Here is a 26,567-nt window from a genome sequence, read left to right as displayed (position 1 = left end):
TGCACAACCTTACGGCTTCTTCCCCAGCGCCCATCCGCCCGCTCAGCAGATGAGACGAGCCTCATGCGATAGGGTTCGCCGCATGTTCGCGCAGAGGACCCAGCAGTGGTGGTGGACCGCTCATCCGGCGGCCCACTGATCCAGCGCGCGTACACAGGACCACGCGAAGGCCGCCCGAGGGGCGGCCTTCCTCCGTTTCCGGGGCCGTTCCCTCCCATCCGGAAGGAACGCATCGCATGAACCCCGGCTTCGACCCGACCCGGCTGCTCGACGACTCCGCCCCGCCCTTCGCCCTGCTGCGCAGACGCGCCCCCGGCCGTGACCACGACACCGTCGAGGTCCTGGTCGGTCCCGTCCACGAGGTGGAACGGCTGTCCGACCTGCCCGTCGGGCCGCGGCCCGCGCTGGCCCTGGTGCCGTTCCGGCAGCTGCGCGAGCGGGGCTTCGACGTGCGCGACGACGGCACCCCGCTGTCCGTGCTGGTCGCCGCGGAGGCGTACGAGATGCCGCTCGCCGAGGCCCTGGAACGGCTCCCCGCGCACGGCGTGGCGGTCGAGGGCGGCGCCTTCGACGTGTCCGACGAGGAGTACGCCCGCACCGTTCGCCGGGTGGTCGAGGAGGAGATCGGGCGTGGCGAGGGCGCGAACTTCGTCGTCCGCCGTACGTACCGGGGGCGGATCCCCGGCTTCGGGCGGCCCGAAGCGCTGGCGCTGTTCCGCCGGCTGCTGGCCGGTGAGCGCGGCGCGTACTGGACCTTCGTGGTGCACACCGGGGAACGCACCCTGGTCGGCGCCAGCCCCGAGGCGCACGTGCGGATGTCGGGCGGCACGGTCGTGATGAACCCGATCAGCGGCACCTACCGCTACCCGGCCGGCGGACCGACGGCCGAGGGGCTGCTGGCGTTCCTCGCCGACCGCAAGGAGACCGACGAGCTCTCCATGGTGGTGGACGAGGAGCTGAAGATGATGTGCGCGGTCGGCGACCGGGGCGGGGTGGTGGTCGGGCCGCGGCTGAGGGAGATGGCGCACCTGGCCCACACCGAGTACGAGCTGCGGGGCCGGTCATCGCTGGACGTGCGGGAGGTGCTGCGCGAGACGATGTTCGCGGCGACCGTCACCGGCTCGCCCGTGCGCAACGCCTGCCGGGTCATCGAGCGGCACGAGCCGGACGGGCGCGGCTACTACGCGGGGGCGCTGGCCCTGCTCGGCACCGATCCGAACGGCGCGCAGACGCTGGACTCGCCCATCCTCATCCGCACCGCCGACATCTCCGCCTCCGGTGAGCTGCGCGTCCCGGTCGGGGCGACGCTGGTGCGCCACTCCGATCCGGCGGGCGAGGTGGCGGAGACCCACGCCAAGGCGGCCGGGGTGCTGGCGGCACTGGGTGCGCGCCCGGCCCGGCCGGACGAGGAGGGGCCGCGGCCCCGGCTGGCGGACGACCCCCGGGTGCGGGCGGCCCTGGACGCCCGGCGCGCGGACCTCGCGCCGTTCTGGCTGCGGATGCGGGAGCGGTCCCGCGGGCCGGCCGCCGGGCACGCCCTGGTGGTCGACGGGGAGGACACGTTCACCGCGATGCTCGCGCACCTGCTGCGGTCCTCGGGGCTGGAGGTCACGGTGCGCCCCTTCGACGAGCCGGGCCTGCCCGAGGCGGCGCTGGCGCACCGGGGGCCGGTGGTCCTCGGGCCGGGGCCGGGCGATCCGTCCGACCCGGCCGACCCGAAGATGCGGGCCCTGCGGGCGCTCACCGCCGAGCTGGTCCGCGAGCACCGCCATGGGCTGCTCGGCGTGTGCCTGGGCCATGAGCTGATCGCGGCGGAGCTGGGCCTGGACATCGTCCGCAAGCGGGTCCCCCTCCAGGGCGCACAGGAGCGGATCGATCTGTTCGGCGCACCGGAGACGGTCGGCTTCTACAACAGCTTCACGGCCCGGTGCGACGACACGGCGGCCGCCGCGCTGGCGGCCCGGGGCGTGGAGGTCGGCCGGGACGCGCGGACGGGTGAGGTGCACGCGCTGCGCGGGCCGGGCTTCGCCGGTGTCCAGTTCCACCCGGAATCGGTGCTGACGCTGCGCGGGGTGACGCTGGTCCGGGAGCTGGTGGACGGGCTCGCCGTGAGCCGGAGGTGACACCGGGCGGCGCGGGGCCGGGGCCCCGGGCCCGGCGGGGTCGGCCGAAGAAGACGGTGTGGAGGCGGTCGATGGCCTCGGTGGCGGTGTTCACGGCGGTGTCGAAACCGGGGGTGTGGTCGGTGGCGGACAGGTCGTCGTCGATGGTCTTGGGCACGCCGACGCACGGCACGCCGTACCCGTCGCTCAGGCGGGCGGCGACGCCGAGGGTGTCCTCGCCGCCGATCACGATGGGCGCCGTGACCCCGTGCCCGGCGAGGTTGTCCTTGATCCGGCGGGCGCCGCCGGGCACGGTGAACGGATTGGTGCGCGAGGAGCCGAGGACGGTACCGCCGCGCGGGAGGACGCCGCGTACGGCCGGGATGTCCAGCCGCGCCGTGTCGCCTTCCAGCGGCCCGCGCCAGCCGTCCCGGAAGCCGGTGAACTCGCAGCCGCACTCCCGCACGCCTTGCGGACGATGCCGCGGATGACCGCGCTGAGGCCGGGGCAGTCGCCGCCCGCCGTCAGGACTCCGACCCGCATGGCGGCTCCCCTTCGCCGTCATGGATACCTACCCGGGCCACGCCCGTGGTGACCCGGGTCACTCCGGGACGGTACGGAAGGTGGATCGCGGGCGGGGGACGGCCGGTCGGGGGCCGGGGACGGAGACGGGTCCGCGGGCCCGGCGCCGGCCGCCGGGGATCCGGCGCACGCCGTCTACACGTCGTCCAGACCGCGTTCGATGGCGTACCGGACCAGCTCGACCCGGTTGTGGAGCTGGAGCTTGCCCAGGGTGTTCTGCACGTGGTTCTGCACCGTGCGGTGCGAGATGACCAGGCGCTCGGCGATCTGCTTGTAGCTCAGCCCCTTGGCGACCAGGCGCAGCACCTCGGTCTCGCGCTCGGTCAGCCGGGGCGCGTCGGACTTGTCCGCCCCGGTGGCCGGCGCCGGTTCGCCGGCCAGGCGGCGGTACTCGCCGAGCACCAGGCCCGCCAGGCCCGGGGTGAAGACCGGGTCCCCGACGGCCGTACGGCGCACGGCGTCGATCAGTTCGCCGGTACTGGCCGACTTGAGCAGGTAGCCGGTGGCCCCGGACTTCACCGCCTCCAGGACGTCGGCGTGCTCCCCGCTCGCGGACAGCACCAGCACCCGCAGCCGGGGGTCGGCGCCGACGAGCTCCTTGCACACCTGGACACCCGGCTTGGCGGGCAGGTTCAGGTCCAGGACCAGGACGTCGGGGGAGGCCGCCTGCGCGCGGCGCACGGCCTGCTCACCGTCGCCGGCGGTGGCGACCACGTCGAACCCCGCCTCGGCCAGGTCGCGGGCGACCGCGTCCCGCCACATCGGGTGGTCGTCGACCACCATCACCTTGATCTGTCCGTGCTCACTCATCGCTGTGCCTTCCCCCGTGGAACCGTCAACTCGACCTCTGTGCCCTGGCCCGGCACCGAGACCAGCTCGGCGCTGCCGCCCAGGTCCCGGAGCCTGCCACGGATGGACAGGGCGACACCCATCCGCCCCTCCCCCTCCGCCTGCGCGAGCCGCCCCTCCGGGATGCCCGGCCCGTCGTCCCGTACCGTCACGACCACCTCGTCCGGCCAGTCCTCGACCAGGATCCAGGCCCGGGCGTCCTCTCCGGCGTGTCTGCGGACATTGTCCAGGGCGGCACCGACGGCGGCCGCCAGCTCCCCGGCCACGGCGGGCGGCAGCAGCACCGGGGCGCCCGGTTCGGACAAGGTCACCCGCGACCCGGCGTACGGGGCGAGCAGGGCCCGCACATCGCTGGGGCCGTCGCCGGCCGGTTCGTCGGGCTCCTCCACGATCCGAACGACGGCGCCCTGCGACTCGTCCTCGGAGACGTGCGAGGGGCGGGCCAGGCCGCCCGCGACCAGGGCACGCAGCGCGACCTCCTGCTCGCCGGCCATCCGGCCCAGCTCCGCGGCCTCGCCGCCCAGCGCGGTGCCCTTGCGCTGGACCATGGCCAGCACCTGGAGGACCGAGTCGTGGATGTCGCGGGCCAGCCGCTCGCGCTCTCGCGTGGCCGCCTCGATCTCCAGGGCGCGCGCGAGGGTGCGCTCGGAGGCGCGGGCGACCTCCACGACGTAACCGATCGCTATGGAGGCGACCCACACCAGCAGCACGTTGTGGACGGTGTCCCGGCTGGGGTGGCCGCGCTCGATGATGTTGGCGACGGCGACCAGGGACGAGGCGAACCCGGCCCAGCGCCAGCCGCCCTTGATGGCGTACGCGAGGACCGAGCCGGCCGTCCAGATGGTCGGCAGCGTGGGCCCCTCGATGCTCTGGGCCTGGGCGTCGGCGAGGGGGGTCAGCAGGATGCCGGTGAGGGCGAGGGCCAGGTCGGCGACGAGGAAGCGCCTGGTGCAACTGGCGGCGCCCGCCACCTTGGGGAGCGTGGCGAGCGTCCAGACGCACAGCACGGCGAGGAAGCCGACAGCGACCCAGGGACGCTCGAACTTCTCCCGGGTGAAGACGAACAGCAGCACCGCGTACCCCATGGTGAGGACGCGGTAGCCGGTGAGCGCGCGCCACAGCGGCTGCTCGACGGACATGCGCACGACACGCTCGCGCTCGGTCATGCTCCCCCACCCCCGAACCGGACCCCGCTGCCGGACGACGCCGGCTAGACGCCCGGCTGTTCCCGTCCGGCCTGTCCCCGTCCGGCCTGGTCCGCGGTGGCCTTGGCGGCCTTCTCCACGGCGGCCCGCTGCTCCGCGATCCGGCGCTTCGCGGCGGTCGCGTAGATGTCCACGTACTCCTGGCCGGACAGCTTCATGATCTCGTACATCACCTCGTCGGTGACCGAGCGCAGGATGAACCGGTCGCCGTCCATGCCGTGGTAGCGGCTGAAGTCCAGCGGCTTGCCGATCCGGATCCCCGGGCGCATCAGCTTGGGGACGACCTTGCCGGGCGGCTGGATCTTCTCCGTGTCGATCATCGCGACCGGGATGACCGGCGCCCCGGTGGCCAGCGCCACCCGCGCCAGCCCGCCCGGCTTGCCCCGGTACAGCCGGCCGTCCGGCGAGCGGGTGCCCTCCGGGTAGATGCCGAACAGCTCACCGCGCTCCAGCACCTCGATACCGCTCTTGATCGCCGCCTCGCCCGCGCCCCGGGCACCCGAACGGTCCACCGGCAGCTGTCCGACGCCCTTGAAGAACGCCGCGGTGAGCCTGCCCTTCAGACCCGGCGAGGTGAAGTACTCGGCCTTGGCGATGAAGGTCACCTTGCGGTCCAGGACCGCCGGCAGGAAGAAGGAGTCGGAGAAGGACAGGTGGTTGCTCGCGAGGATCGCCGGCCCCTCGGCGGGAATGTTCTCCAGGCCCTCCACCCAGGGCCTGAAGGCGAGCTTCAGGGACCCGCCGATGGAGAACTTCATTGCGCCGTAGATCAACTCGAATGCCTCCTGTGTTCCGTCCACCTGACCTTAACCCGTGCGGCGGTCGCGTCCGCTCGCGCGGCTCGCGGTGGCGGTCGGGGTGCCGCGCGCGGGCCCTTCCTCCCGCCTTCCCCCGTTCCCCGGCGACTCCCCCGCCGTTTTCCGACAGCTCCCCGGAGGCTCGCCCGGTATTCACCGGGTGCTTCCGGGCCGCTCCCCGGAGGGTGCCGGGGCGCCTGCCGGGCCCCGCCGGCGGGCGGTGACGGCCCTGGTCGGTGTCGGTCCCGTCGCGTACGGTGAACTACACCTTCATCCCGAGCCCCATCGACCCCCGAACAGGAGACCCCGGTGCCGGTCCTCCCTGGAGCCGAGCCGTACCGCCACGAGGGCGGAGAGGTCGGCGTACTGCTCTGTCACGGCTTCACCGGTTCGCCGCAGTCCTTGCGCCCGTGGGCCCGGTACCTGGCCGGGCGCGGCCTGACGGTGTCGCTGCCGCTGCTGCCCGGACACGGCACACGCTGGCAGGACATGCAGGTCACGAGCTGGCAGGACTGGTACGCGGAGGTGGACCGGGAGCTGCGGGGCCTGCGCGAGCGGTGCTCCCGGGTCTTCGTCTTCGGGCTCTCCATGGGCGGGGCGCTCGCCCTGCGCCTGGCCGCCAGGCACGGGGACGCCGTGACGGGCGTCGCCCTGGTGAACCCGGCGAACAAGGTGCACGGGCTCGCGGCCCACGCGCTGCCGGTGCTGCGCCACCTGGTCCCGGCCACCAGGGGCCTGGCGGACGACATCGCCAGGGGCGGGGTGACGGAGCTCGGCTACGACCGGGTGCCGCTGCACGCGGCGTATTCGCTGCGGCAGTTCTTCCGGGTGGTGGACGGTGAGCTGCCTCAGGTCACCCAGCCGTTGCTGCTGATGCGCAGCCCGCAGGACCATGTCGTGCCGCCCGCCGACTCGGCCCGCGTCCTCAGCCGCGTCTCGTCCACGGACGTGCGTGAGGTCCTGCTGGAACAGAGCTACCACGTGGCGACGTTGGACCATGACGCGGAGCGGATCTTCGAGGAGAGTCACGCCTTCATCACCCGGCTCGCTCCGCGCGTCGGCACGATGGGGTCCCCCATGCCGGAGGCCAGGGGAGGGAGCACGACCGGTGGCTGAGCAGCACGACTCCGACAAGCGGGACGAGCAGCCGTTCGACGAGGAGGCGGCCTGGGCGGCGATCGTGGCCGCGTACGGCGAGGAACCGGCCGATCCGCCGGGTGCCAAGCCGTTCAAGTCGGTGGAGGACCTCGCCCTGCTGGAGGACGACGTCAACGACCTGCCGGGCAAGAAGGCCCGCGAACCCGAGCCGGAACCGGACAAGCCGCTGGGTGGCTCGGTGATCTTCGCCCCGGGGCTGGCCCCGCCCGGCCCGCGCGACTACGCGTCGGCCGAGGCCGGGGACGACGACCTCGACGACGGCGACGAGGGGCACTTCGTGCCCCCGGAGCCGCCGCCGCTGCCGGAGGCCGACACCACGGCCAAGTTCGCCTGGCTCGGTGTGGTCGGCGGCCCGGTGCTGATGCTGCTCGCCGTGCTGTTCCAGTGGGACAAGACCTGGTGGCTGACCACCCTGTGCGTCGGCGGGTTCGTCGGCGGCTTCCTGACGCTGGTCGCCCGGATGCGGCACGGCGACGACGAGGAGAACGACGACCCGGGGCGCGGCGCGGTGGTGTGAGCCTCCGGTCGCCCCGCCGGGGTGCCGTGGCGCGGGGGTGTCACCGAGGGGGCACCCGGAGAGCGGCCAGGACCGGCAGGTGGTCCGTGGCCGCCCTCAGGTCCGCGTCCGTGACTCCCGGCAGGCCGTGCGGCACGCCGCAGCCCAGCACCTCGACGCCCTTCGTCGCGAAGACGGCGTCGATGCGGCGGTCGGGGTCGCCCGGGGTGAAGGTGTGCTCGCCGCCCCAGGGCCGTACCGCCCAGCAGTCCTGGAGTTCGCCCGCCAGCCGGCCGAAGGCGGGCCCGCCGGGCCGCTCGTTGATGTCGCCCGCCGCGACGGTGTGCGGCGCACCCAGCGCGGCCAGGGCGGCCACCCGCTCCAGGAGCAGCCCGGCCTGGGCCCGGCGTTCCTCGGCCCGCAGGCCCAGGTGGCAACTGATCAGCCCGAGCCGGACGCTCCCGATGCGTACCACCGCGGTCGCGAGGCCGCGCCGGTGCAGCCCCGGTGTGAGCGGCAGCAGGACGTCCTCGGTGTGCTCGGCCGTCACCCGCAGGGAGCACAGCAGCAGCGGCCCCGACGCGGTGGCACCGCCGGTCAGCACCACCAGGCCGCTCTTCGCGGCGAGCCGGGCGGCGTGCTTGCGCCAGCGGAAGAAGCGGGGCGCCTCCTGCACGAAGACCAGGTCGGGCGCGCAGGCCCGGATGACCCGTGCCAGCGCGTCCTCGTCGTCGCGCATCGACCGGATGTTGTAGCTGAGCACCCGGATCACGGCCGAACCGTCCGGTTCGGTGCGGGAGTTGGGGAGTGCGGTGATCGACATGCGCAGCAAGATACGGGACCGTACCGCCGGGGCCGGGGCCGACACCTGCCCGGCCGGGCCACCGCGGGGGCGACGGCCCGGGTGGGCGCGGCCGGCGCGACAGCGCGGCGGGAACGGCGGTGCCCGCCGCGTCCTGCGGGGGACACGGCGGGCACCGTCGCTGGTACCGGGTGGTGGTCAGCCCTGGCGGGCCAGGTCCGCCGCGCCGACCAGCCCGGCCTCGCCACCGAGCTGGGCGGCGAGCACCTGGGCGTGCGGACGGTACTGACCGCCCACCAGCCAGCGGCGGAACGACTTGCGGATCGGGTCGAGGACCAGTTCGCCCTCGTCGGAGACGCCGCCGCCGACGATGAACGCGGAGGGGTCGAACAGCGAGGCCAGGTCGGCCAGGCCCGCGCCGGCCCAGCGGGCCAGCTCGCGGAAGGAGTCGACGGCCACCGGGCAGCCCTGGCGGGCGGCGTCGCTGATGTGCTTGCCCTCGATGCCGTCCGGGGTGCCGTCGCCGAGGCCCAGCAGGATCGTGGCGTTCTCGGGGGTGGCGTTGGCGCGCTGCTTGGCGTACCGCACCAGGGCGCGGCCGGAGGCGTACTGCTCCCAGCAGCCCTGGCTTCCGCAGCCGCAGAGCAGGCCGTCCGGCACGACCCGGATGTGGCCGAACTCGGCCGCCACGCCGAAGCGGCCCCGGCGCAGCTTGTTGCCGATGATGATGCCGCCGCCGAGACCGGTGCCCAGGGTGATGCAGATGACGTCGTCGTGGCCCTGGCCTGCGCCGAAGCGGTACTCGCCCCAGGCCGCCGCGTTGGCGTCGTTCTCCACGACCACGGGGAGCCCGACGCGCTGCTCGACCTTGTCCTTCAGCGGCTCGTGCCGCCAGTCGATGTTCGGCGCGAACAGGACGGTGGCGCGCTTGTCGTCGACGTAGCCGGCGGCGCCGATGCCGACCGCCTCGATGTCATGACCCTTGCCGGCTTCGGAGACGGCCGCGCAGATCGCGTCGACGATGCCTTCGGCGGTCGACGGGGTGGGCACCTTGTGGGTGTCGAGAATGGTGCCCTCTTCGTCGACCACGCCGGCCGCGATCTTCGTGCCGCCGATGTCGACGCCGATGGTGAGTCCCATGTGTCCCTCAGTTTTCGGTCGAGCCCCGCTACGGCCAACCGTACCCGAGGGCGGGCACGGCCCGGTCAGTCCAGGTCGATGTGCTCGGTCGGCCCCGGCCCCTCGTCGTTCTTCCTCGGCCCGCCGGCCCCGCCGGCCCCGCCCTGGGTCCAGCGGCGCTCGTGGCCCTCGACGGCCGAGCGGTAGGCGGCGAGCAGTTCACTGCCGGCGGCCGCGAGGTGGTCGAAGACCTGCGGGTTGCGTTCGATGACCGGCTCGACGGCGGCCCTGGCCTGGTCGACGAGGCGCTGCACGGTGTCCTGGGCGCCCAGGCCGAGCAGCGGGGCGCGCAGTGAGGCGACCTTGTCGGCCACCGCGTCGACGAGCTTGCGCAGCTCGTCGGCGGCGGCGCCGGGCGGCGGGGCGCCCTGGCCGCGGCGCGCCTTCTCGGCCTCCAGGTCCTCGGCACAGGCCCGCGCCCAGGCGTCGGGGTCGGGACGCTCGGTTGCCTCGCTCATGGCGTACTCCTGCGGAAGGACGGCTCTGTGTTCCCGACGTTACCCGAACGGTGGTAGGCCGTTCAGTGCGCGCGGCCACAGCTCCGGGTCCGGGGTGAAGCGGACGCTCAGCACCCCGTCGGCCAGGGCCGCGCCCGAGACCGTGCAGCGGCGCAGGGCGGACGGCAGGGAGACCACCCGGCGGAAGGGCCGGACGGTGAGCACCAGTTCGTCGCCGCGCCGGACCAGGCCGAGGTCGCCCCTGGCGGCCCCGGGCAGGGGGATGCGCCAGACGAGGACCCCGTCCGGGTCGCGCCGGTCCTCCACGGTCCACGCCGGCGCCGGCCGGGCGGGCGCCGGGGGCACGTCGAGCGGGGCGAGGTCGTCGGCGGTGCGGGGGTCGAGGCCCAGGTGAGGCAGCTCGCGCACGGTGTCGGGGGCGCGCTCCGCCTCGTAGGCGCGGTGCAGCTCCTTGAGGTGGGTCTGCTGCTGGGCGGCCAGGGCGGCCAGCCAGGGGTCGCGGGAGGTGGTGGGCAGCAGCCGGTTGGCCACGGTCAGCTCGGGGGCGCGTCCGTGCAGGGCGAGCCCGGCGCGAGCGGTGCGCAGGGCGTCGGCGGCGGCCGGGCCGGGCTCGGCGACCAGCCGGACGGTGGTCGTCGGCGCGTCGAGGAGGGCCTGAACGGCGGCCAGTTCGCCGTCCCAGCGGGCGGCGGTGGCGTACAGCCACTCGGCGGGCATCGGTACGCCGGCGAGCTGGGCGAGCATGGGACGCAGTGCGCGGGCGGCCTGCCGCTCGGGCGGCAGCAGCCGGCGCAGGTAGCGGCGCAGCTGCTCGGGCAGGGCGAGCAGGGCGATGGCGTCCCGGACCGGCGGCAGGTCGGCCACCACCAGGTCCCAGTCGCCGGCGGCGGCGTCGCGCAGTGCCCGCAGCAGGGCGAACCGGTCACTGCCCGGCAGCTCGGTCAGCTCCTCGTCGGCGAGCGGCTCGGCACCCAGCATGCCCAGGGCGGTGGCGGCGCGCTGCTGGAAGGCGAGGACCTCGGCGCGGAAGTGGGCGCCGGGGTCGACGCGGCGTACGTCGGGGCCGCCCGGGCCGGGGGCGAACCAGTCGACCGGGTCGCCGGTGAGGAACAGCACCCGCTGTCCCCGCCGGGCGGCGCCGAGGGCGGTGGCGGCTGCGGCGGTGGTCCGCCCGGCGCCGCCGGGTCCGGTGACGAGGAGGGTGCGCACGGGGGCCGTTCCTCAGGCCCGGGCACCCGACTCGACGCGCTTCTTCAGGCCGGCCAGCGCGCGGTCGATGATGACCTTCTCCGCCTTGCGCTTGATCATGCCCAGCATCGGGATCTTGACGTCCACGGTGAGCTGGTACGTCACCTCGGTGCGCTCGCCGCCGCCCAGCGGGGCGAGGCGGTAGGAGCCGTCCAGGGCGCGCAGCATCTGCGACTTCACCAGGGTCCAGCTGACCTCGTCGTCACCGGTCCAGGTGTAGGCCAGCGTGTGGTCGTCCTTGATCGCACCGGCGTCCAGCAGCAGGCGGACCTTCCCGGCGCGGCCGGCGCCGTCCTTCTCCAGGACCTCGGCCTCCTTCACCTCGCCGGTCCACTCCGGGTATCGCGCGAAGTCGGCGATCACTCCCATGACGTCGGCCGGTGCCGCCTCGATCACGATGCTCGAGCTGGTGTGTTCCGCCATCGCTGTGGCTCCTCCAGTGCGGTCCCGACGGGGGTGTGCGAACGAGAGGAAGGCTATCGCGTGGGCGGCTGTCACCACTCCAGGACCCATGGCCGCCCGGTCGCCGCGAAGTGCCCCACGTTGACGCACTCGGTGGCCCCCACGCGCATGCGCCGGACCAGCGGCTGGTGGACATGGCCGAACAGGGCGTACCGGGGCCTGGTGCGCCTGATCGCGGCGAGCAGCGCGCGGCTGCCGCGCTCGAAGCGGCGGGCGACCGTGTCGTAGGTGAGCTCCGGCACCTCCGGCGGGATGTGGGAGCAGAGCACGTCGACCTCGCCGAGCGCCTCGACCTTGGCCGCGTACTCCTCGTCGGAGATCTCGTACGGGGTGCGCATCGGGGTGCGCAGGCCGCCGCCCACGAAGCCGAAGACCCGGCCGCCGAGTTCGATCCGCTCGCCGTCCAGCACGGTGGTGCCCGGCCCGGCGTACTCGGGCCACAGGGCGGGCATGTCGACGTTCCCGTACGTGGCGTACGTCGGGGTGGGGAAGGCCGCGAACATCTGCGCGTACTGGCGGCGGACGCCCGACTCGACGGCGGTCCGGCGATCCACCGGCAGGCCGGCCCACAGCTCCCCGGCGAGGGCGCGGGCCTCCTCGAAGCGGCGGGCCGTGCGCAGCTCCACCAGCCGGCCGGCGTTCTCGGCGCCGAACAGGTCGGGGAAGATGCCGCGGCTGTGATCGGCGTAGTCGAGGAACAGCACCAGATCGCCCAGGCATATCAGGGCGTCCGCCCCGTCCCCGGCCCGGGCCAGGCCCTCGGCGTTGCCGTGTACGTCACTGACCACATGGACTCGCATGAGCACCCACCATAGGCGGTGGACCTGCGGTTACTTCCGGGTCCTCGCGGGTGTGGACTACTGTGCGTCAAGCACCGTCAATCACGTGTGACGCAGGGAACATCTGGCCAGGGCCCCTATCGGGAACCGAGTACTGGTGGGTAACGTCCGGGCAGTCCAGTCGTGCTCACCCCCACCGAGCACCTGCCCGACCTTGGACCGCAACCGGTGCATCACACAGAGCCGTGGCGCCGGCGCCCGATGAGGAGCAGCAGTTTTGCGCGAGTTCAGCCTTCCGGCCCTGTACGAGGTCCCCACGGACGGCAACCTGACGGATCTCATCCGCCGCAATGCCGCTCAGCACCCAGATGTGGCGGTCATGGGCCGCAAGGTGGCCGGCGCCTGGACCGATGTCACCGCCTCGCAGTTCCTCACCGAGGTCCGCTCCGCCGCCAAGGGTCTGATCGCCCTCGGCGTACGGCCCGGGGACCGGGTGGGGCTGATGTCGCGCACCCGCTACGAGTGGGTGCAGATGGACTTCGCCATCTGGAGCGCGGGCGCGGTGACCGTGCCGGTGTACGAGACCAGCTCCGCCGAGCAGGTGCAGTGGATACTCGGCGACTCCGGCGCGGTCGCGGTGGTCGTGGAGGGCGACACGCACGCCGCCGCGGTCGAGTCGGTCCGCGACGCCCTGCCGCTGCTGCGGCACGTCTGGCAGATCGACAAGGGCGGGGTCGGCGAGCTGGCCGAGGCGGGCCGGGACGTCTCCGAGGAGACCGTCGACGAGCGCAGCGCCACCGCCAAGGCCGACGACATCGCCACCATCGTCTACACCTCGGGCACCACGGGCCGCCCCAAGGGCTGTGTGCTGACCCACCGCAACTTCTTCGCGGAGTGCGGCAACGTGGTGGAGCGCCTCAAACCGCTGTTCCGCACCGGCGAGTGCTCCGTGCTGCTCTTCCTGCCCACCGCGCACGTCTTCGGCCGGCTGGTCGAGGTGGCGTCGGTGCTGGCGCCGATCCGGCTCGGCTGCGTGCCGGACATCAAGAACCTCACCGACGAGCTGGCCTCCTTCCGGCCGACGCTGATCCTGGGGGTGCCGCGCGTCTTCGAGAAGGTCTACAACTCGGCGCGCGCCAAGGCCCAGGCGGACGGCAAGGGCAAGATCTTCGACAGGGCCGCGCACACGGCGATCGCCTACAGCCGCGCCCTGGGCACCCCCGAGGGCGCCTCGCTCGGGCTGCGGTTGAAGCACTTCGTCTTCGACAAGCTGGTCTACGGCAAGCTGCGGGCGGTGCTGGGCGGGCGCGGCGAGTTCGCGATCTCGGGCGGCGCGCCGCTGGGCGAGCGGCTGGGCCACTTCTTCCGCGGCATCGGCTTCACCGTGCTGGAGGGCTACGGCCTGACCGAGTCGTGCGCCGCGACCGCGTTCAACCCGTGGGACCGGCAGAAGATCGGCACGGTCGGCCAGCCGCTGCCCGGCTCGGTGGTGCGGATCGCCGACGACGGCGAGGTGCTGCTGCACGGCGAGCACGTCTTCACCGGCTACTGGAACAACGAGACGGCGACAGCCGAGGCGCTGGCCGACGGCTGGTTCCACACCGGTGACATCGGCACCCTTGACGAGGACGGCTACCTGGCCATCACCGGCCGCAAGAAGGAGATCCTGGTCACCGCGGGTGGCAAGAACGTCGCCCCGGCGGTGATCGAGGACCGGATCCGCGGGCACGCCCTGGTCGCCGAGTGCATGGTGGTCGGCGACGGCCGTCCCTTCGTGGGCGCGCTGGTCACCATCGACGAGGAGTTCCTGGGCCGCTGGGCGGCCGAGCACGGCAAGCCGGCCGGGGCGACGGCGGCGGCGCTGCGCGACGACCCGGACCTGCTGGCGGAGGTGCAGCGGGCCGTCGACGACGGCAACGCCGCGGTCTCCAAGGCCGAGTCGGTGCGCAAGTTCCGGATCCTCGCCTCCCAGTTCACCGAGGAGGCCGGGCACATCACGCCGTCGCTGAAGCTGAAGCGGAACGTGGTGGCCAAGGACTTCGCCGACGAGATCGAGGCGATCTACCGCGGGTAGGGAGCGACCGGGGCGGAACGTGACGTTCCGCCCCTCCTCGCCTTCACAGCAGCGCCTGCAAGCGGTCCGCGAGCAGGTCCCAGCGCCACTTCTCCTCCACCCACGCCCGGCCCCGCTCGCCCATCCGCTGCCGCAGCCCCGGGTCCCGCAGCAGCGTGACGATCCGCTCGGCGGACTCGGCCGGCGCGTCCCCGCGGACCACCCAGCCCGTCTCGCCGTCCAGCACGGCGTCCGGGGCACCCCCGGAGTCGCCCGCCACCACCGGCAGACCGGTCGCCGACGCCTCCAGGTACACGATGCCGAGGCCCTCGACGTCCAGACCGCCCCGCCGGGTGCGGCACGGCATCGCGAAGACATCACCCGCGCCGTAGTGGGCCGGCAGCTCGGCCCAGGGCACCGCCCCGGTGAACCGTACGGATCCGGCCACCCCGGTCGCGTCCGCGAGCCGGCGCAGGTCCGTCTCGTACGGACCGCCCCCGACGATCAGCAGTACCGCGTCCGGCACCCGGGCCAGGATCGCGGGCATCGCCCTGATCAGGGTGTCCTGTCCCTTGCGCGGCACCAGGCGGGAGACGCACACCACCACCGGCCGGTCCGCGAGCCCCAGCCGCCGGCGGACCCCGTCGCCGCCCGAGCCGGGGTGGAAGGTCTTCTCGTCCACCCCCGGCGGGAGCTGCACCATGCGCGCCGCGGCACCGGGCGTCAGCGCGCCGGCGATCCGCGAGCGCGTGTACTCGCCCAGGTACGTGATGGTGTCGGTGTCCTCGCCGATCCGGCGCAGCAGCGCGCGGGCGCCCGGCAGCTGCGCCCAGCCCGCCTCGTGCCCGTGCGTCGTCGCGACCAGCCGCCGGGCCCCGGCCCTGCGCAGCGCCGGGGCCATCAGCCCCAGCGGGGCGGCCGCGCCGAACCACACCGACGCACAGCCGTGCTCGCGCAGCAGTCCGGCCGCGCGGGCGGTCACTCGGGGCGTGGGGAGCAGCATTGTCGTCCGGTCGCGGACAACCCGGAAGGGCTGTTCCGCGTCAAACAGTGCGGTCGCCTCGGCGCCCTCACGGCCGCGCTTCCAGGTGGAGGCGTAGACCACCACCTGTTCCGGATCGAGTCTGAGCGCAATGTTGTGCAGAAACGCCTGAATACCGCCGGGTCTGGGCGGAAAGTCGTTGGTTACGATCAAGGTCTTGTGCATCGTCACCGACAGTACCGAACGGCCCTGCACCACCGCTCACGCACGGTCCCGCCCGGCACCACCGCCCCCGATCACCCACACACCCGGACGAGGTAGGCATGAAGGGCCCCAGCGGCACCCGGCTCCCGATCGCCATATGGATCCTGACCAGGACCGCACTGCTGCTCTGCGTCTTCAAGGTGTTCCGCCTGCCCGGGCCGGACGTCACCACCGACATCTCGGTGATCTACCAGGGCTGGTACGACGTGCTGAGAACCGGCACCTACCCGCTGGACGACGTCACCTGGCAGTACCCGCCGGCCGCCGCGCTCGCCATCCTCTCCCCCCTCCTGCTGCCGTTCCTCGACTACGCCTCCGCGTTCTACCTGCTGGCCTTCGTCTGTGACGCGCTCGTCTTCGGCCTGCTGCTGTACGCCGGACGGCGCCCCGGCAAGACGCTCTCCGGCTCCTGGGTGTGGATCGCGGGCGTCCCCCTCCTCGGCCCGACCGCGTACGCCCGCTACGACCTGATGGTCACCGCCGTCGCCGTCGCCGCGCTGCTGGCCGGGGTGCGCCACCCCCGGCTGCTCGGGGCGCTGGCCGGCTTCGGGGCGATGCTGAAGGTGTGGCCGGTCCTGCTGCTCGCCGGCACCCGGCGCGGACGCGCCACCCTCCGCTCGTGGACCACCGCGGCGGGCTCGGGCGCGGCGGTGCTCCTGCTCTGCGCGGCCGCCGCACCCGGCGCCCTGGCCTTCCTCACCTTCCAGCGCGACCGCGGCACCGAGGTCGAGTCGCTGGGCTCCCTCGTCTTCCACGTCGCCCGCCACTTCGGCTGGGACGGACAGGTGCTCCTCAACTACGGATCCGTCGAGTTCCTCGGCCCGTACGTCCCGATGGTCAGCGCCGCCGCCCTCACCCTCACCGTCGCCGCCTTCGGCTGGCTCCTGCTGTGGCGGATACGGGCCCGCGAGTTCCGGACCACCACCCTGTGCGACGCGGCCTTCGTCGCCGTACTGCTGTTCACCACCACCAGCCGGGTCATCAGCCCCCAGTACATGCTGTGGCTGGTCGGCCTGGCCGCCGTCTGCCTGGTGTTCCGGGACAGCCCGATGCGGCGGCCGGCCTGGCTGGTCGTCGCCGCGACCGGCGTGACCCTGCTGGAGTTCCCCATCTGGTTCTCGCACGTGGTGGACAGCGACCCCCTGGGCCTGCTGCTGCTGACCGTACGCAACGGCCTGCTCGTCGCGGCCACGATCACCGCCGGCCGCCGGCTGTGGCACCGGACGGTCACCGAACCACGCCTGCGCGAACACGCCAGGGTCCCGGCCCAGGGCGGCCACGACCGCGAACTGGTTTCCTGAATCGCGCTCCGTGGACCCTCGGTCCGCCGGGCCCCGGTTCAGCCGAGCCGCTCGCGGAGGTGGGCCCGCCAGGCCAGGGTGAAGCTCTCCGGCGTGGTGTCCAGCACGTCGCGCAGGGCCTTCTCCACCGAGCCGGGGCCTCTGCCCCGCTCCCCCACCGCCCGGTAGAACGCGGTCAGTTCCGCCTCGCCCCACCGCTCGGCGATCAGCGCGCAGGCCAGCCAGGCTTCCTCGTAGGCCCGGGACAGGGTGGCCTGGTCACCGGTGAGGGCGAAGTCCTGGTCGCCGGGCAGCTCGGCGGGCAGGTCGCCGGCGCGGACCGCGTCGCGCAGCCGGGGGGCCAGTCGCGCCGGGTCGCCGCCCGTACCGCGGTGGGCCACCCAGTCGGCGAAGCCCTCGGAGAGCCACAGGGGCGTGGCCCCGGAGGTGTGCGCCCGGGTCGCCACGTGGGCCGTCTCGTGGGTGAGCACGAACGCCCGGCCCGCCTCACCCAGCTCCTGGTAGGCCTCCGGGTTGACGATCACCCGGTCCGCCGGGGCGTCCGCACCGCCCCCGGCCCGGCCGGTCGTCACCGCGGCGACCCCCCGGTAACCGGCCGCCGGCGCCCCCAGCAGCGCGCCCATGGCGTCCAGCGACGCCGGGACCAGCACCACCAGGCGTCCGGCCCACGGCTCGGGCCAGGCCTCCGACACGGCGGGCACCGACCGGTCCGCGACCGCCGCGACGGACCGCAGCCGGTCCCGGTCGTGGCCCACGCCCAGGACCAGGCTCCGCCGGCCGCGCACCACGTCGAGGCGGCCCTGCTCCCAGAGCTGCGGCGCGGCGCCCTCGGCGGGGCGGTCGGCGGTCACGTGCCAGCGACCGTCCCGTTCCTCCGCCTCCATGGCCCGCTCGGCGGTCACCGCGCCGTCGTCGTGACCGGCGAAGCGGTAGCGGAGCTCGGCGCGCACCCGGGCCCGGTCGCCGTCCCGTCGCACCCGGACGATCCGGTAGGACCAGGAGCTCAGCGGCAGGCCGTCGGGGCCGTCGGCCAGGACCGCGGCGGCCCTGCGGTCCAGTGCCGCCTGGATCGCGCGCGTGGCGGTGGCGTCCGGGGGTGCCTGCGGAACCGTACAGCCGGAGAGGGAGGACAGGGCGAGGCAGAGCGCCACCACCGCATGTCTCCGACCCGCCGCCATCCTCCAGATCGTACGGTCAGACCCGGGTGACGGCCGTGACCGGCATCATGCCGACCGGGTCGTAGCGGACCGGGGCGCCGGGGTAGGGCGCGTGGACGACCTGCCCGTCACCCATGTACATGCCCACGTGACTGGCGTCGGAGCGGTAGGTGACCAGGTCGCCGGGGCGGGCCTCGGAGAGCGGGACGTGCCGTCCGGCGTCGCGCTGGGCCTGCGAGGTGCGCGGCAGACCGACACCCGCCTGTGCGTACGACCACTGCATCAGGCCCGAGCAGTCGAAGGAGTCCGGGCCGTTGGCACCCCACACATAGGGGCGGCCGACCGCCGAGCGCGCGGCCCGTACCGCCACGGCCGCCCGCCCGGACGCCGCCTCACCCGCCAGGGACGGCAGCGACGGCTCGTCGCGGCCCGAGCGGGAGGCCCGCTCGTGGGCGGTGCGCTCCTGGGCCGGCAGGGCGTTCAGCAGCGCCCGGGCCTCGGCGAGCTTGCGCTCGACCATGCGCTTGTGCCGGGCCACCACGGCCCAGCTGCGCTCCAGTTCGGCGAGGGTACGGGTGGCCTCGGTGCGCTCCTGGGACAGCCGGCGCTGGGCCTGCCGCAGTTCCCGCAGGGCACTGGCCTGGCGCTCGCTGATCCGGTCGAGCGCCGCCGCCTTGTCCAGGTAGGTGTCGGGGTCCTCCGAGAGCAGCAGCGCCAGTGCCGGGTCCATGCCGCCCGAGCGGTACTGGGCCCCGGCCACCGAGCCGAGCGCGCCGCGCATCCGGTTGATGCGCTCCTGCCCCCGGGCCACGCTGTCCTGCGCCCGCTCCACCCGCCGGCGCAGCAGGTCGGTGCGCTCGTCCGCCTCGTTGAAGCCCTCGGTGGCCTTCTCGGCCTCCGCGTACAGCCGGTCGACCTGGGCCCGGGTGGCCTCCACCGGGCCCGCGGGGTCGGCGGCGGCCGGGGCGGCGCCGAGTGCCGCGGCGGCGGTGGCCGCCGCCGCGGAGAGGACAGTGACGGTCGTGCCCCGGGTGAGCCCCGGGAACGAGGATGACGAGGACCGGCGGTGGGACGCCACGAACCGCGCTCCCTTCAGCTGTACGCGGGTGTTGCGCGGCAGACAGTAGCCGGATGACTACGCTCCGGACAAAGGCCGCGCGGGCCTCGAACAGCGGCGCCCCGCCGGGGACCACAGGTCACCGACGGGGCGGGGCGTCAACTCAGGTGGGAAAACTTCGTCCGTTCGGGGACGCTTACGGGCGCGTCAGACGCGCACGCCGAACTGGAAGTCGCCCAGGTACCCGATCGCCTCGTAGCGCACGAAGGCACCCGGGTAGGGAGCGTGCAGCACCTGGCCGTTGCCCGCGTACAGGCCCACGTGCGACAGGTTGCTGAAGAAGACCAGGTCGCCCGGCTTGAGCTCGCCGCGGCCGATCCGCACGCCGTCGTGCTGCTGGGTGTAGGTGGTGCGCGTGATGCTCACCCCGGCCTGGCGGTAGGCCCACTGGGTCAGCCCCGAGCAGTCGTACGAGTTGGGGCCCTCGGCACCCGAGACGTAGGGCTTGCCGACCTGGGTGTCGGCGGCCGCCAGGGCGGCGGCGCCACGCTGGGAGGCCGGGACCTCCTTGGTGAGCTCGACCCGCTCGCTGGCGGCCCGGCTGGCGCGCTGCTCCTCCTGCTGGATCTTGGCGCGCTCCTCGGCGGTCAGCGTGTTGAGCAGCTTCTGCGCCTCGGCGAGCTTGCCCTGGAACGCCTTCTTCCGCTCGCCGAGCGTCTTGCGGACGTCCTCGAGGTCGGCCAGCTTCGCGGTGGCCTCGGCGCGCTGCTGGGCGAGCGTGCGCTGCTTGCCCTGGATGGCCTCCAGCGCCTCGGTCTGCTTGGCGCTCAACTGGTCGACGGCGGAGGCCTTGTCGAGGTAGGTGTCGGGGTCGGAGGAGAGGAAGAGCTGCAGGGAGGGGTCCATGCCGCCGGAGCGGTACTGGGCGCTGGCGACCGAACCGATGCTGTCGCGCAGGGTGTTGAGCTCCTCCTGCCCACGGGCGACCTTGTCCTGGAGGGCCTCGGCCTCCTTCTGGAGCTTGGTCTGCTGCTCCTTGGCGCCGTTGTACTCCTCCGTGGCCTTCTCGGCCTCGTGGTACAGCTTGTCGACCTTGGCCTTGACCTCGCTCTTGCTCGGCTTCGGGTCGGCCTGAGCGGTCTGGGAGGTGAGCGCGACGGCCGCGGCGGCGGTCGCGGTGAGCACGGTCACGCGAGCGCGGCTCGGCTGCTTGGGACGACGGTGGGACGCCACGAAGGCGAGCTCCTTCTTCCTCAGCCGCCTACCGGGCTGTGGGGACCGGTGGCCCCGGCTCCGCGCGTCACATCCGGCCCCCGTGTGGGGGCACCTCCCGCGCGACGCCACGGGCAAGGGTCCGAACTGCACGGAATAGGCGGTTCCTTCGCTGCCGCCCCGGATGGGCGATCAACTGCGCGAAGGGTCGAGGCCTAAACCTAGTGACCATCTTGAGATCAGTTCAAATCCTCATGCGAAAAATCTCGCGCGGACGTCATTTTCCTCGTCGGCGTTCCACGCTGGGTCATGGGCACTTGACGTTGGGTTCCCCGAGCCGGTGCCGAATCCGGGCATCACGCCCGAGAGTTACGAGACGCGCGAAAGGCGCTTCAGCAGCAATGCGGACGCGACGGGCCTGGCGCCCGACTTCGCGACCCCGTCGGCGACCTCACGGTCGGTGGAGACCACCACCACCGGCCGGCCCGGCGGCTCCGCCCGCACCAACTGGCGGATCAGCTCGTCGGCGGTCACGCCGGGCTTGGAGAACAGCACCCGCACCCCGCGCGGCGGCGCCAGCAGCACGGGCGCCGCCAGCTCCGCGCCGTCGAAGACACAGGTGACCTCGGCGCCCGTCCGGGCCGCCAGCGACGACAGGCCGCCCAGCAGCCGGAGCCGCTGCTTCTCCAGCGGCATCGTCGGATAGCCGGTCTTGGTGACGTTGTAGCCGTCCACCAGCAGATGCACCTGGGGCAGCGCGAGCAGCTGGTCGAGGAGCGCCGGGTCGGTCTCGGACAGCGCCCGGGCCGCGATGTCCTTGGGCGACATCCGGCCCGGCTCGACCGCCTCGACGGTGTCCGCCGGGTGCAGGGACGCGGGCGGCAGCGCCAGCTCGCGGCGCAGGCCCTGGGCCGACTCCAGCACGGTGTCCAGCAGCAGCCGCAGCCGCATGTCCTCCACCGAGCGGCCCTCCCTGGCCGCCCGGCGGCTCGCCTCCAGGGCGGCCTCCGTCTCGCCGAGGCGGGCCTTGAGGCGGCGCGACTCGCTCTCGGCCGCGGAGACCCGGGCGGCGGCCTCGGCCCTGATCGTGTCGATGTCGGCCTGCGTACGGCGCAGCGCCGCGTCGCCGCGCTTGACGTCGCTCTGGGCGCTGCGCAGCTTGCGCTGAAGCGATTCCGCGTCCTTGCGGGCCGCCTCCAACTCGGCGCGCAGCCGCTCGGTCTCGGTACGCGTCTGCGCGCGGGCCTCGGCGAGCTCGGCCCGCAGCCGCTCCACCTCGCGCCGGCCGGCCTCGTCGGCGCGCTCGGCGTCCACGCGCTGGGCCTCCTCGCCGGCCGCGGCGACCAGCTTGACCCAGCCCGGCGGGCGCAGGACGTAGGCGGCCGCGGCGACGTCGAGCGGGTCGGCGGCGGCGGGCGGCGAGCCGGCCTCCAGGGCGGCGGCCAGCTCGGGCTGGGCCTCCTTGAACCGTTCGCCGATCCGCTGCCGGAAAACCGGGTCGCCCTCCAGCGCGGCGGCCATCGCGTTGCCCGCGAACTTGGCCCGGCGGGTCGGGGTGAACCGGGCGTACTGCCGCAACTGGGCGGGCAGTTCCCCGACGGTCAGCCCACCGAAGGCGTCCGAGACGAGGGCGACGACCCTGCGCCGTACCCCCTCGGGCAGCGGGCGGTCGAGCGCCTCGCCGGCGTCACCGGCCGCACCGGCCGGCTCAGCGCCGCTCGCGGGCTGCTCCACGTCCGTCACCCCACTACCCGTCTACCGTCCGTCGTCCCGGCGGGCCGCTCCCTTCAGGAAGCGGCGTCCGGCCTGTCCACCAGCTCGATCTGGTCCACCGCGTTGCACCAGCGGCAGCGCACCGACTCGATGGTCTCACTGACCACCTCGCGCTCCTCGACCTTGGGCTCACCGGCCAGGTCGAGGTGGACGTACTCGACGACCTTGGAGGAACGGGTCACGTCGAACCGCGTCAGGTTCCCGCAGAGCGTGCAGCGCCAGCGGGTCCGGGCGGTCGGCAGGGGAACCGTCGTCATCGTGCCGTCCTCTTTCCTCCACGGGTCGTGCGCCTCGTGTGCCCGTAACCCTACGGCCTCGCGGGTACCCCGTGTCGCGGCGAGGCACCCTGTCCGGCTCGGTGCCCGTACGTCATGATCTGTCCATGGTCGACTGGCGGGGACCGGCGGTGACGTACGGCGTGATCGGCGCGTGCTGTGTGATCTTCCTGATCAGCCCGGTGTCGGGGCTGAACCCGCGGTACGGCACCGGCGACGCGCTGCTCGCCGCCCAGAGCGGGTACTTCCGGCACTGGGGCGTCATCCCCGCCGAACTGCTCAGCGGCTCCCCAAACGCGCTGCTCACCCCGCTCACCGCCCTCTTCGTGAGCGGCAGTTGGCTGCATCTGCTCGGCAACATGCTCTTCCTCTACGTCTTCGGGGCGATGGCCGAGGAGCGGATGGGGCACACCGAGTTCGCCCTCTTCTACGTCGGCTGCGGCTGCCTCGCCCTGATCGCGTACGCGGCGGCGCACGCGACGTCCGAACAGACCCTGGTCGGGGCGTCGGGGGCGATCTCCGGGGTGCTCGGCGCGTTCCTCTTCCTCTTCCCCAAGGCCCGGGTCACCAGCCTGTTCCCGTTCCTGTTCTTCCTGCCGCTGCGGTTCCCCGCCTGGATCGTGCTGGTCTTCTGGTTCGTCCTGCAGTGGCTCGCCGCCCGGAACGCCGGCACCGGGCCGGGCGTCGCGTACCTGGCCCACGTGGTGGGCTTCGCCCTGGGCTTCCTCTACGCCTGGGGACGGTTCCGGCGGGGGACTAGAGTGAAGGTCCAGCCAGCGGCCACCGAGGGAGAAGGACAGCCGTGATCAGCGCGATCGTGCTCATCAAGACCAGCGTGGACCGCATCCCGGAGATCGCGGAGTCGATCGCCGCCCTGGACAGCGTCAGCGAGGTCTTCTCCGTCACCGGTACGTACGACCTGATCGCCATGGTGCGGGTGGCCCGGCACGACGACCTGGCGGACGTCATCCCCGGCCGGATCAGCAAGATCCCGGGCGTCCTGGGGACGGACACGCACGTGGCGTTCCGCACGTACTCCCAGCACGACCTGGACGCGGCGTTCGCGATCGGCCTCGACGCGTAACGCCGGCCCCGGCCCGCGACCGGCCCTCCGGACGGACCCGGCCGGCACGCGCCGACCCGGTGATCACCGGGTGGGGTGCCCCGGACGGCCGGACGCCGCGCGGCGAGGTCCCCGGTACGGTCGCGCGCCGCGCCCGGCAGGCGGGCGTCCCGGTCCTCCCCCTCGCGGGGACCCCGGGCGGCGGCGCGGACCTGGCGGGTCCGGACGCCTACGAGTCGATCACGCCCGGCCCGCTGCCACTGCCTGAGCGCCCGGAGCGTGCACCCGGTCCAGGGCCCGGCTCCCGGACCCGGGTCCGCCCCGGGCGGAAAGGGCCCGGCTCCCTGGGGGCCTCCTAGCCGCGGTCGGGCACGCAGCGCCCGTCCTCCGTACGGTAGTTCCAGCGAGCCCCGTCCCGGACCAGTTCCCGCACGGCCCGGACGAACCGCTCGACGTGCTCGTCCGGCGTCCCCGCCCCGAAGCTGACCCGGATGGCGTTGAGCGCGGCGGGCCCCCCGTCCGGGGCGCCGCACTCACCCACACCCCCGGGGTCGCCGCCGAGCAGGGTGCGCACCAGCGGGTGGGCGCAGAACAGCCCGTCCCGCACCCCGATCCCGTACTCGGCGGACAGCGCCGCCGCGAAGTGCGAGCTGTTCCAGCCCTCGACGACGAAGGAGATGACCCCGACGCGCGGGGCGTCGTCGCCGAACAGCGACAGCACCCGCACTTCGGGCACCCCGGCCAGGCCCGCGCGGACCGTGGCGATCAGCTCCCGCTCGCGGGCCACCAGCCGGTCGAACCCGGCCTCGGTCAGCGCCTTGCAGGCGGAGGCGATCGCGTACACGCCGATGACGTTGGGCGAACCGGCCTCGTGGCGGGCCGCGGTGGTGTGCCACTCCACGTCCACCCCGCCGTCGGCGCGCCGTGCGACCTGCCGGGAGGCACCGCCGCCGGCCAGGTACGGCTCGGCGTCCTGGAGCCAGTCGGCCCGTCCGGCGAGGACGCCGGAGCCGAACGGCGCGTAGAGCTTGTGCCCGGAGAAGGCGACCCAGTCGACGTCCAGGTCGCGCACCGAGACGGGGTGGTGCGGGGCGAGCTGCGCGGCGTCCAGCACGATCCGCGCGCCGTGCGCGTGGGCGGTGGCGGCGAGTTCGCGCACCGGCCACAGCTCGCCGGTCACGTTGGAGGCGCCGGTGACGCAGACCAGGGCGGGGCCGTGGCCGTCGCGGCCGGCCAGTGCCCGCTCCAGGGTGTCGACGGCCTGTGCCGGTGTGCGGGGCGCGTCCAGGTAGGTCACGCGCGCGTCCCTCCCCCCGCGCCCGGTGGCGCCGGGGGACGACACCCAGGGCAGCAGCGCGGCGTGGTGCTCGGTCTCGAAGACGAAGACCTGGCAGCCGGCCGGCAGGGTGGCGGCCAGCAGGTTCAGCGAGTCGGTGGTGGACCGGGTGAACACCACCTGGTCGTCCGGGCGGCAGTCGAGGAACTCCGCCACGGCCGCGCGGCTGTTCTCGAACAGGTCGGTGGAGAGCTGCGAGAGGTACCCGGCGCCGCGGTGCACGCTGCCGTAGTACGGCGCGTAGGCGGCCACGTCGTCCCACACCCGCTGGAGCGCGGGCGCGCTCGCCGCGTAGTCGAGCGCGGCGTAGGTGACCTCTCCCCCGGTCACCAGCGGCACGGTGACGTCTCGCCCCAGAACGGGCAGAGGGGCACATACGGACTGGTCGGCGGCAACACTGGAAACGGACACGGCGAACTCCCGTACAAGGCAGGCGAAACCGTCGCGTCAACGCGTCACGGCATGGCGGACGCGGCGTCGACGGAAGGAAAAGGGGGCGCGAAAAAGGGGCTTGTCAGCCCTATCGCATTCGCTTGCTCACGAGACTGCTCCCTTGAGGACCAGGACCCCAGGGTCTGCAGGGGTCCGCGCTTGCCGCGGACCTCGCTGCCCACGGCCTGGTCTTCACCCGGGGCACCCCGCCACGGACGGAGGGTTGCCGGACAGCGGGCCGGGGCCGTAGTCGCTGTCACTCATGACCTGCCGAGAAGTTATGCCAATGATCGATCCCGCGCAACCCGTGTCCGGATGACGGGACACGGCGGGGGGCCCGGCCGGAGCCGGACCCCCGCGGTCCTCGCCGGTGCGCCGGCACCACCGGAGGCCCGTGTACGCGAAGGCCCTTGAGCCGGTGCGCCCGGGCGGCCCGCGCCGGGCGGGCCGGCGGCTCAGGCGTTGCTGGCCGCGACCCAGCGCTCCAGCACGGCCAGGGCCGCCCCCGAGTCGATCGACTCGGCCGCCCTGGCCATACCCGCCCGCAACTGCTCGGCCAGCGGCGCGTCCGCGGGCTCCAGGGCCACCAGCGCCGCCGCCGAGTTGAGCAGCACGGCGTCCCGCACCGGACCGGTCTCGCCACCCAGCAGCCTGCGGGCCACATCGGCGTTGTACGACGCGTCCGCGCCCCTCAGCGCCTCCACCGGCACCGGCTCGATGCCCACGTCGCGCGGGTCGAAGGCCTCCTCGCGCACCGCCCCGTCCCGTACCACCCACACCCGGGAGGTGGCCGTGGTGGTCAGCTCGTCCAGGCCGTCGTCGCCCCGGAAGACCAGCGCCGACGAGCCGCGCTCGGCCAGCACCCCGGCGAGGATGGGCGCCATCCGCGCGTCCGCGACACCGGTCGCCTGGGCGCGCACCCGGGCGGGGTTGGTGAGCGGGCCGAGGAAGTTGAAGGTGGTGCGGATGCCCAGCTCCTTGCGGGCCGCCGCCACATGGCGCAGCGCCGGGTGGAACTTCACCGCGAAGCAGAAGGTGATGCCCGCCTCCCGGGCGACCTCCGCGACCCGCTCGGGCGTCAGCTCCAGGTTGACGCCGAGCTTCTCCAGCACGTCGGAGGCGCCGGAGGCGGACGAGGCGGCGCGGTTGCCGTGCTTGACGACCCTGGCGCCCGCACCGGCGACGACGATCGACGACATGGTGGAGATGTTGACGGTCCTGGCGCCGTCGCCACCCGTGCCGACGATGTCCACGGTCGGCCCGGGCACGTCGATCACCCTGGCGTGCGCGTACATGGTCCGGACCAGGCCGGCGATCTCCTCCACGGTCTCGCCCTTGGCCCGCAGCGCCACGGCGAACCCGGCGATCTGCGCGTTGGTGGCCTCGCCCCGCAGTATCCGCTCCATCGCCCACGCCGTGTCGTCGGCGCTCTGGTCGCGCCCCTCCAGCAGGCCGTTCAGCACCGCGGGCCAGGAGCGGCCCGCCGTGTCAGGTCCTCCAGCGGGTTGCACAGCGCTCATGGTCGCTCCTGGTGTCCATCCGTAC

At 73.9% G+C, this 26,567-nt stretch carries 25 protein-coding genes, 2 pseudogenes and 1 riboswitch; of the genes and pseudogenes, 9 read left to right on the top strand and 18 right to left on the bottom strand.

Going from position 1 to position 26,567, the window contains the following annotated elements; all coding sequences use genetic code 11:
* Positions 1-49 precede the first annotated feature (49 nt).
* Together AB0H53_RS17605 and AB0H53_RS17600 are read left to right on the top strand one after the other, a co-directional pair.
* The gene (locus AB0H53_RS17605; RefSeq protein ID WP_362113420.1) at positions 50-139 is read left to right on the top strand and encodes a trp operon leader peptide; all 90 of its coding nucleotides are present in this window, start codon (positions 50-52) and stop codon (positions 137-139) included.
* A gap of 97 nt (positions 140-236) precedes the next feature.
* Complete coding sequence (locus tag AB0H53_RS17600; protein ID WP_362113417.1) at positions 237-2,123, top strand: anthranilate synthase family protein; 1,887 nt, start codon at positions 237-239, stop codon at positions 2,121-2,123.
* Positions 2,124-2,178: 55 nt separating this feature from the next.
* On the opposite strand, the pseudogene AB0H53_RS17595 reads toward AB0H53_RS17600, so the two are convergent.
* From AB0H53_RS17595 to AB0H53_RS17580, 4 genes and pseudogenes are all read right to left on the bottom strand, one after another.
* Positions 2,179-2,645 (bottom strand): annotated as a pseudogene (locus AB0H53_RS17595) (6-phosphofructokinase); the annotation flags it as partial.
* 174 nt (positions 2,646-2,819) lie between these two features.
* Complete coding sequence (locus AB0H53_RS17590; protein WP_362113414.1) at positions 2,820-3,494, bottom strand: response regulator transcription factor; 675 nt, start codon at positions 3,492-3,494, stop codon at positions 2,820-2,822.
* Positions 3,491-4,699 carry a DUF5931 domain-containing protein gene (locus tag AB0H53_RS17585; RefSeq protein ID WP_362113411.1) on the bottom strand — a complete coding sequence of 403 codons (1,209 nt, stop codon included), beginning with the start codon at positions 4,697-4,699 and terminating at the stop codon, positions 3,491-3,493. Before AB0H53_RS17585 ends, AB0H53_RS17590 begins: the two co-directional genes overlap by 4 nt.
* Positions 4,700-4,743: 44 nt before the next feature.
* Positions 4,744-5,496: a lysophospholipid acyltransferase family protein gene (locus tag AB0H53_RS17580; protein ID WP_362113544.1), complete on the bottom strand. Its 753-nt coding sequence runs from the start codon at positions 5,494-5,496 to the stop codon at positions 4,744-4,746.
* Positions 5,497-5,844: 348 nt separating this feature from the next.
* On the opposite strand from AB0H53_RS17580, the gene AB0H53_RS17575 reads away from it, so the two are divergent.
* On the top strand, positions 5,845-6,651 hold the full coding sequence (locus AB0H53_RS17575; RefSeq protein ID WP_362113408.1) for an alpha/beta fold hydrolase: 807 nt from the start codon (positions 5,845-5,847) through the stop codon (positions 6,649-6,651).
* Positions 6,644-7,210 (top strand): hypothetical protein, encoded by a 567-nt coding sequence (locus AB0H53_RS17570; protein WP_362113405.1) that lies wholly within the window; start codon positions 6,644-6,646, stop codon positions 7,208-7,210. The genes AB0H53_RS17575 and AB0H53_RS17570 overlap by 8 nt, the downstream gene beginning before the upstream one ends.
* 40 nt (positions 7,211-7,250) lie before the next feature.
* Here AB0H53_RS17570 and AB0H53_RS17565 read toward each other — a convergent pair whose 3' ends face one another.
* From AB0H53_RS17565 to AB0H53_RS17540, 6 genes are all read right to left on the bottom strand, one after another.
* Positions 7,251-8,012: an endonuclease/exonuclease/phosphatase family protein gene (locus AB0H53_RS17565; RefSeq protein WP_362113402.1), complete on the bottom strand. Its 762-nt coding sequence runs from the start codon at positions 8,010-8,012 to the stop codon at positions 7,251-7,253.
* A 177-nt stretch (positions 8,013-8,189) separates the two neighbouring features.
* Positions 8,190-9,131, bottom strand: a complete 942-nt coding sequence (locus AB0H53_RS17560) for an ROK family glucokinase (protein WP_362113399.1) — start codon at positions 9,129-9,131, stop codon at positions 8,190-8,192.
* Between the two features lie 65 nt (positions 9,132-9,196).
* Entirely contained in the window at positions 9,197-9,628 is a 432-nt protein-coding gene (locus AB0H53_RS17555) for a DUF5304 domain-containing protein (RefSeq protein WP_362113396.1), read from the bottom strand.
* 39 nt (positions 9,629-9,667) lie between these two features.
* Positions 9,668-10,837, bottom strand: a complete 1,170-nt coding sequence (locus AB0H53_RS17550) for an ArsA-related P-loop ATPase (RefSeq protein ID WP_362113393.1) — start codon at positions 10,835-10,837, stop codon at positions 9,668-9,670.
* Between the two features lie 12 nt (positions 10,838-10,849).
* Positions 10,850-11,299, bottom strand: a complete 450-nt coding sequence (locus AB0H53_RS17545) for an SRPBCC family protein (protein ID WP_362113390.1) — start codon at positions 11,297-11,299, stop codon at positions 10,850-10,852.
* Positions 11,300-11,370: 71 nt separating this feature from the next.
* A complete protein-coding gene (locus AB0H53_RS17540) occupies positions 11,371-12,138 on the bottom strand; it encodes a metallophosphoesterase (RefSeq protein WP_362113387.1) in 768 nt (255 codons plus the stop codon).
* A 256-nt stretch (positions 12,139-12,394) separates the two neighbouring features.
* Here AB0H53_RS17540 and AB0H53_RS17535 point away from each other — a divergent pair, with 256 nt between their 5' ends.
* Positions 12,395-14,191 carry an AMP-binding protein gene (locus AB0H53_RS17535; RefSeq protein WP_362113384.1) on the top strand — a complete coding sequence of 599 codons (1,797 nt, stop codon included), beginning with the start codon at positions 12,395-12,397 and terminating at the stop codon, positions 14,189-14,191.
* Positions 14,192-14,234: 43 nt separating this feature from the next.
* On the opposite strand, the gene AB0H53_RS17530 is transcribed toward AB0H53_RS17535, so the two are convergent.
* Positions 14,235-15,377 (bottom strand): glycosyltransferase family 4 protein, encoded by a 1,143-nt coding sequence (locus tag AB0H53_RS17530; protein ID WP_362113381.1) that lies wholly within the window; start codon positions 15,375-15,377, stop codon positions 14,235-14,237.
* A gap of 98 nt (positions 15,378-15,475) precedes the next feature.
* Between AB0H53_RS17530 and AB0H53_RS17525 the strand changes: the two genes are divergently transcribed.
* Entirely contained in the window at positions 15,476-16,717 is a 1,242-nt protein-coding gene (locus tag AB0H53_RS17525) for a glycosyltransferase family 87 protein (protein ID WP_362113379.1), read from the top strand.
* A gap of 38 nt (positions 16,718-16,755) precedes the next feature.
* Here AB0H53_RS17525 and AB0H53_RS17520 read toward each other — a convergent pair whose 3' ends face one another.
* The 5 genes from AB0H53_RS17520 to AB0H53_RS17500 all read right to left on the bottom strand — a co-directional run bounded on the left by AB0H53_RS17520 (position 16,756) and on the right by AB0H53_RS17500 (position 22,173).
* Positions 16,756-17,895: a hypothetical protein gene (locus AB0H53_RS17520; RefSeq protein ID WP_362113377.1), complete on the bottom strand. Its 1,140-nt coding sequence runs from the start codon at positions 17,893-17,895 to the stop codon at positions 16,756-16,758.
* Positions 17,896-17,911: 16 nt separating this feature from the next.
* Positions 17,912-18,952, bottom strand: a complete 1,041-nt coding sequence (locus AB0H53_RS17515) for an NlpC/P60 family protein (protein ID WP_362113375.1) — start codon at positions 18,950-18,952, stop codon at positions 17,912-17,914.
* 186 nt (positions 18,953-19,138) lie between these two features.
* Positions 19,139-20,164, bottom strand: coding sequence for an NlpC/P60 family protein (locus AB0H53_RS17510; protein ID WP_362113372.1), 1,026 nt, complete (start codon positions 20,162-20,164; stop codon positions 19,139-19,141).
* 348 nt (positions 20,165-20,512) lie between these two features.
* Positions 20,513-21,877, bottom strand: coding sequence for an NYN domain-containing protein (locus tag AB0H53_RS17505; RefSeq protein ID WP_362113369.1), 1,365 nt, complete (start codon positions 21,875-21,877; stop codon positions 20,513-20,515).
* A 53-nt stretch (positions 21,878-21,930) separates the two neighbouring features.
* A complete protein-coding gene (locus tag AB0H53_RS17500; protein WP_362113367.1) occupies positions 21,931-22,173 on the bottom strand; it encodes a hypothetical protein in 243 nt (80 codons plus the stop codon).
* A gap of 125 nt (positions 22,174-22,298) precedes the next feature.
* Between AB0H53_RS17500 and AB0H53_RS17495 the strand changes: the two genes are divergently transcribed.
* From AB0H53_RS17495 to AB0H53_RS17485, 3 genes and pseudogenes are all read left to right on the top strand, one after another.
* Positions 22,299-22,997 (top strand): rhomboid family intramembrane serine protease, encoded by a 699-nt coding sequence (locus AB0H53_RS17495; RefSeq protein WP_362113364.1) that lies wholly within the window; start codon positions 22,299-22,301, stop codon positions 22,995-22,997.
* Entirely contained in the window at positions 22,994-23,275 is a 282-nt protein-coding gene (locus AB0H53_RS17490) for an Lrp/AsnC ligand binding domain-containing protein (RefSeq protein WP_362113361.1), read from the top strand. The genes AB0H53_RS17495 and AB0H53_RS17490 overlap by 4 nt, the downstream gene beginning before the upstream one ends.
* Positions 23,276-23,331: 56 nt before the next feature.
* Positions 23,332-23,613 (top strand): annotated as a pseudogene (locus tag AB0H53_RS17485) (glycerate kinase); the annotation flags it as partial.
* On the opposite strand, the gene AB0H53_RS17480 reads toward AB0H53_RS17485, so the two are convergent.
* Both AB0H53_RS17480 and trpD read right to left on the bottom strand, forming a co-directional pair.
* The gene (locus tag AB0H53_RS17480) at positions 23,610-25,001 is read right to left on the bottom strand and encodes an aminotransferase class V-fold PLP-dependent enzyme (protein ID WP_362113358.1); all 1,392 of its coding nucleotides are present in this window, start codon (positions 24,999-25,001) and stop codon (positions 23,610-23,612) included. The pseudogene AB0H53_RS17485 and the gene AB0H53_RS17480 overlap by 4 nt on opposite strands.
* Positions 25,002-25,172: 171 nt before the next feature.
* Positions 25,173-25,290: riboswitch (SAM riboswitch) on the bottom strand.
* 187 nt (positions 25,291-25,477) lie between these two features.
* The gene (trpD, locus tag AB0H53_RS17475; protein WP_362113355.1) at positions 25,478-26,542 is read right to left on the bottom strand and encodes an anthranilate phosphoribosyltransferase; all 1,065 of its coding nucleotides are present in this window, start codon (positions 26,540-26,542) and stop codon (positions 25,478-25,480) included.
* Positions 26,543-26,567: the final 25 nt, after the last annotated feature.

The organism is Streptomyces sp. NPDC050856, from assembly GCF_040653855.1.
GTDB lineage: Bacteria > Actinomycetota > Actinomycetes > Streptomycetales > Streptomycetaceae > Streptomyces.
Note: the sequence above shows the minus strand (reverse complement) of the source record. Positions and strands in the feature narration are given on the sequence as shown.

What these genes read in the sequence shown, in the direction of transcription:
- AB0H53_RS17605 (WP_362113420.1), top strand. Translation starts at nt 50, where the DNA reads ATGAGACGAGCCTCATGCGATAGGGTTCGCCGCATGTTCGCGCAGAGG.
- AB0H53_RS17600 (WP_362113417.1), top strand. Translation starts at nt 237, where the DNA reads ATGAACCCCGGCTTCGACCCGACCCGGCTGCTCGACGACTCCGCCCCG.
- AB0H53_RS17590 (WP_362113414.1), bottom strand. Translation starts at nt 3,494, where the DNA reads ATGAGTGAGCACGGACAGATCAAGGTGATGGTGGTCGACGACCACCCG.
- AB0H53_RS17585 (WP_362113411.1), bottom strand. Translation starts at nt 4,699, where the DNA reads ATGACCGAGCGCGAGCGTGTCGTGCGCATGTCCGTCGAGCAGCCGCTG.
- AB0H53_RS17580 (WP_362113544.1), bottom strand. Translation starts at nt 5,496, where the DNA reads ATGAAGTTCTCCATCGGCGGGTCCCTGAAGCTCGCCTTCAGGCCCTGG.
- AB0H53_RS17565 (WP_362113402.1), bottom strand. Translation starts at nt 8,012, where the DNA reads ATGTCGATCACCGCACTCCCCAACTCCCGCACCGAACCGGACGGTTCG.
- AB0H53_RS17560 (WP_362113399.1), bottom strand. Translation starts at nt 9,131, where the DNA reads ATGGGACTCACCATCGGCGTCGACATCGGCGGCACGAAGATCGCGGCC.
- AB0H53_RS17555 (WP_362113396.1), bottom strand. Translation starts at nt 9,628, where the DNA reads ATGAGCGAGGCAACCGAGCGTCCCGACCCCGACGCCTGGGCGCGGGCC.
- AB0H53_RS17545 (WP_362113390.1), bottom strand. Translation starts at nt 11,299, where the DNA reads ATGGCGGAACACACCAGCTCGAGCATCGTGATCGAGGCGGCACCGGCC.
- AB0H53_RS17540 (WP_362113387.1), bottom strand. Translation starts at nt 12,138, where the DNA reads ATGCGAGTCCATGTGGTCAGTGACGTACACGGCAACGCCGAGGGCCTG.
- AB0H53_RS17530 (WP_362113381.1), bottom strand. Translation starts at nt 15,377, where the DNA reads ATGCACAAGACCTTGATCGTAACCAACGACTTTCCGCCCAGACCCGGC.
- AB0H53_RS17525 (WP_362113379.1), top strand. Translation starts at nt 15,476, where the DNA reads ATGAAGGGCCCCAGCGGCACCCGGCTCCCGATCGCCATATGGATCCTG.
- AB0H53_RS17520 (WP_362113377.1), bottom strand. Translation starts at nt 17,895, where the DNA reads ATGGCGGCGGGTCGGAGACATGCGGTGGTGGCGCTCTGCCTCGCCCTG.
- AB0H53_RS17500 (WP_362113367.1), bottom strand. Translation starts at nt 22,173, where the DNA reads ATGACGACGGTTCCCCTGCCGACCGCCCGGACCCGCTGGCGCTGCACG.
- AB0H53_RS17495 (WP_362113364.1), top strand. Translation starts at nt 22,299, where the DNA reads ATGGTCGACTGGCGGGGACCGGCGGTGACGTACGGCGTGATCGGCGCG.
- trpD (WP_362113355.1), bottom strand. Translation starts at nt 26,542, where the DNA reads ATGAGCGCTGTGCAACCCGCTGGAGGACCTGACACGGCGGGCCGCTCC.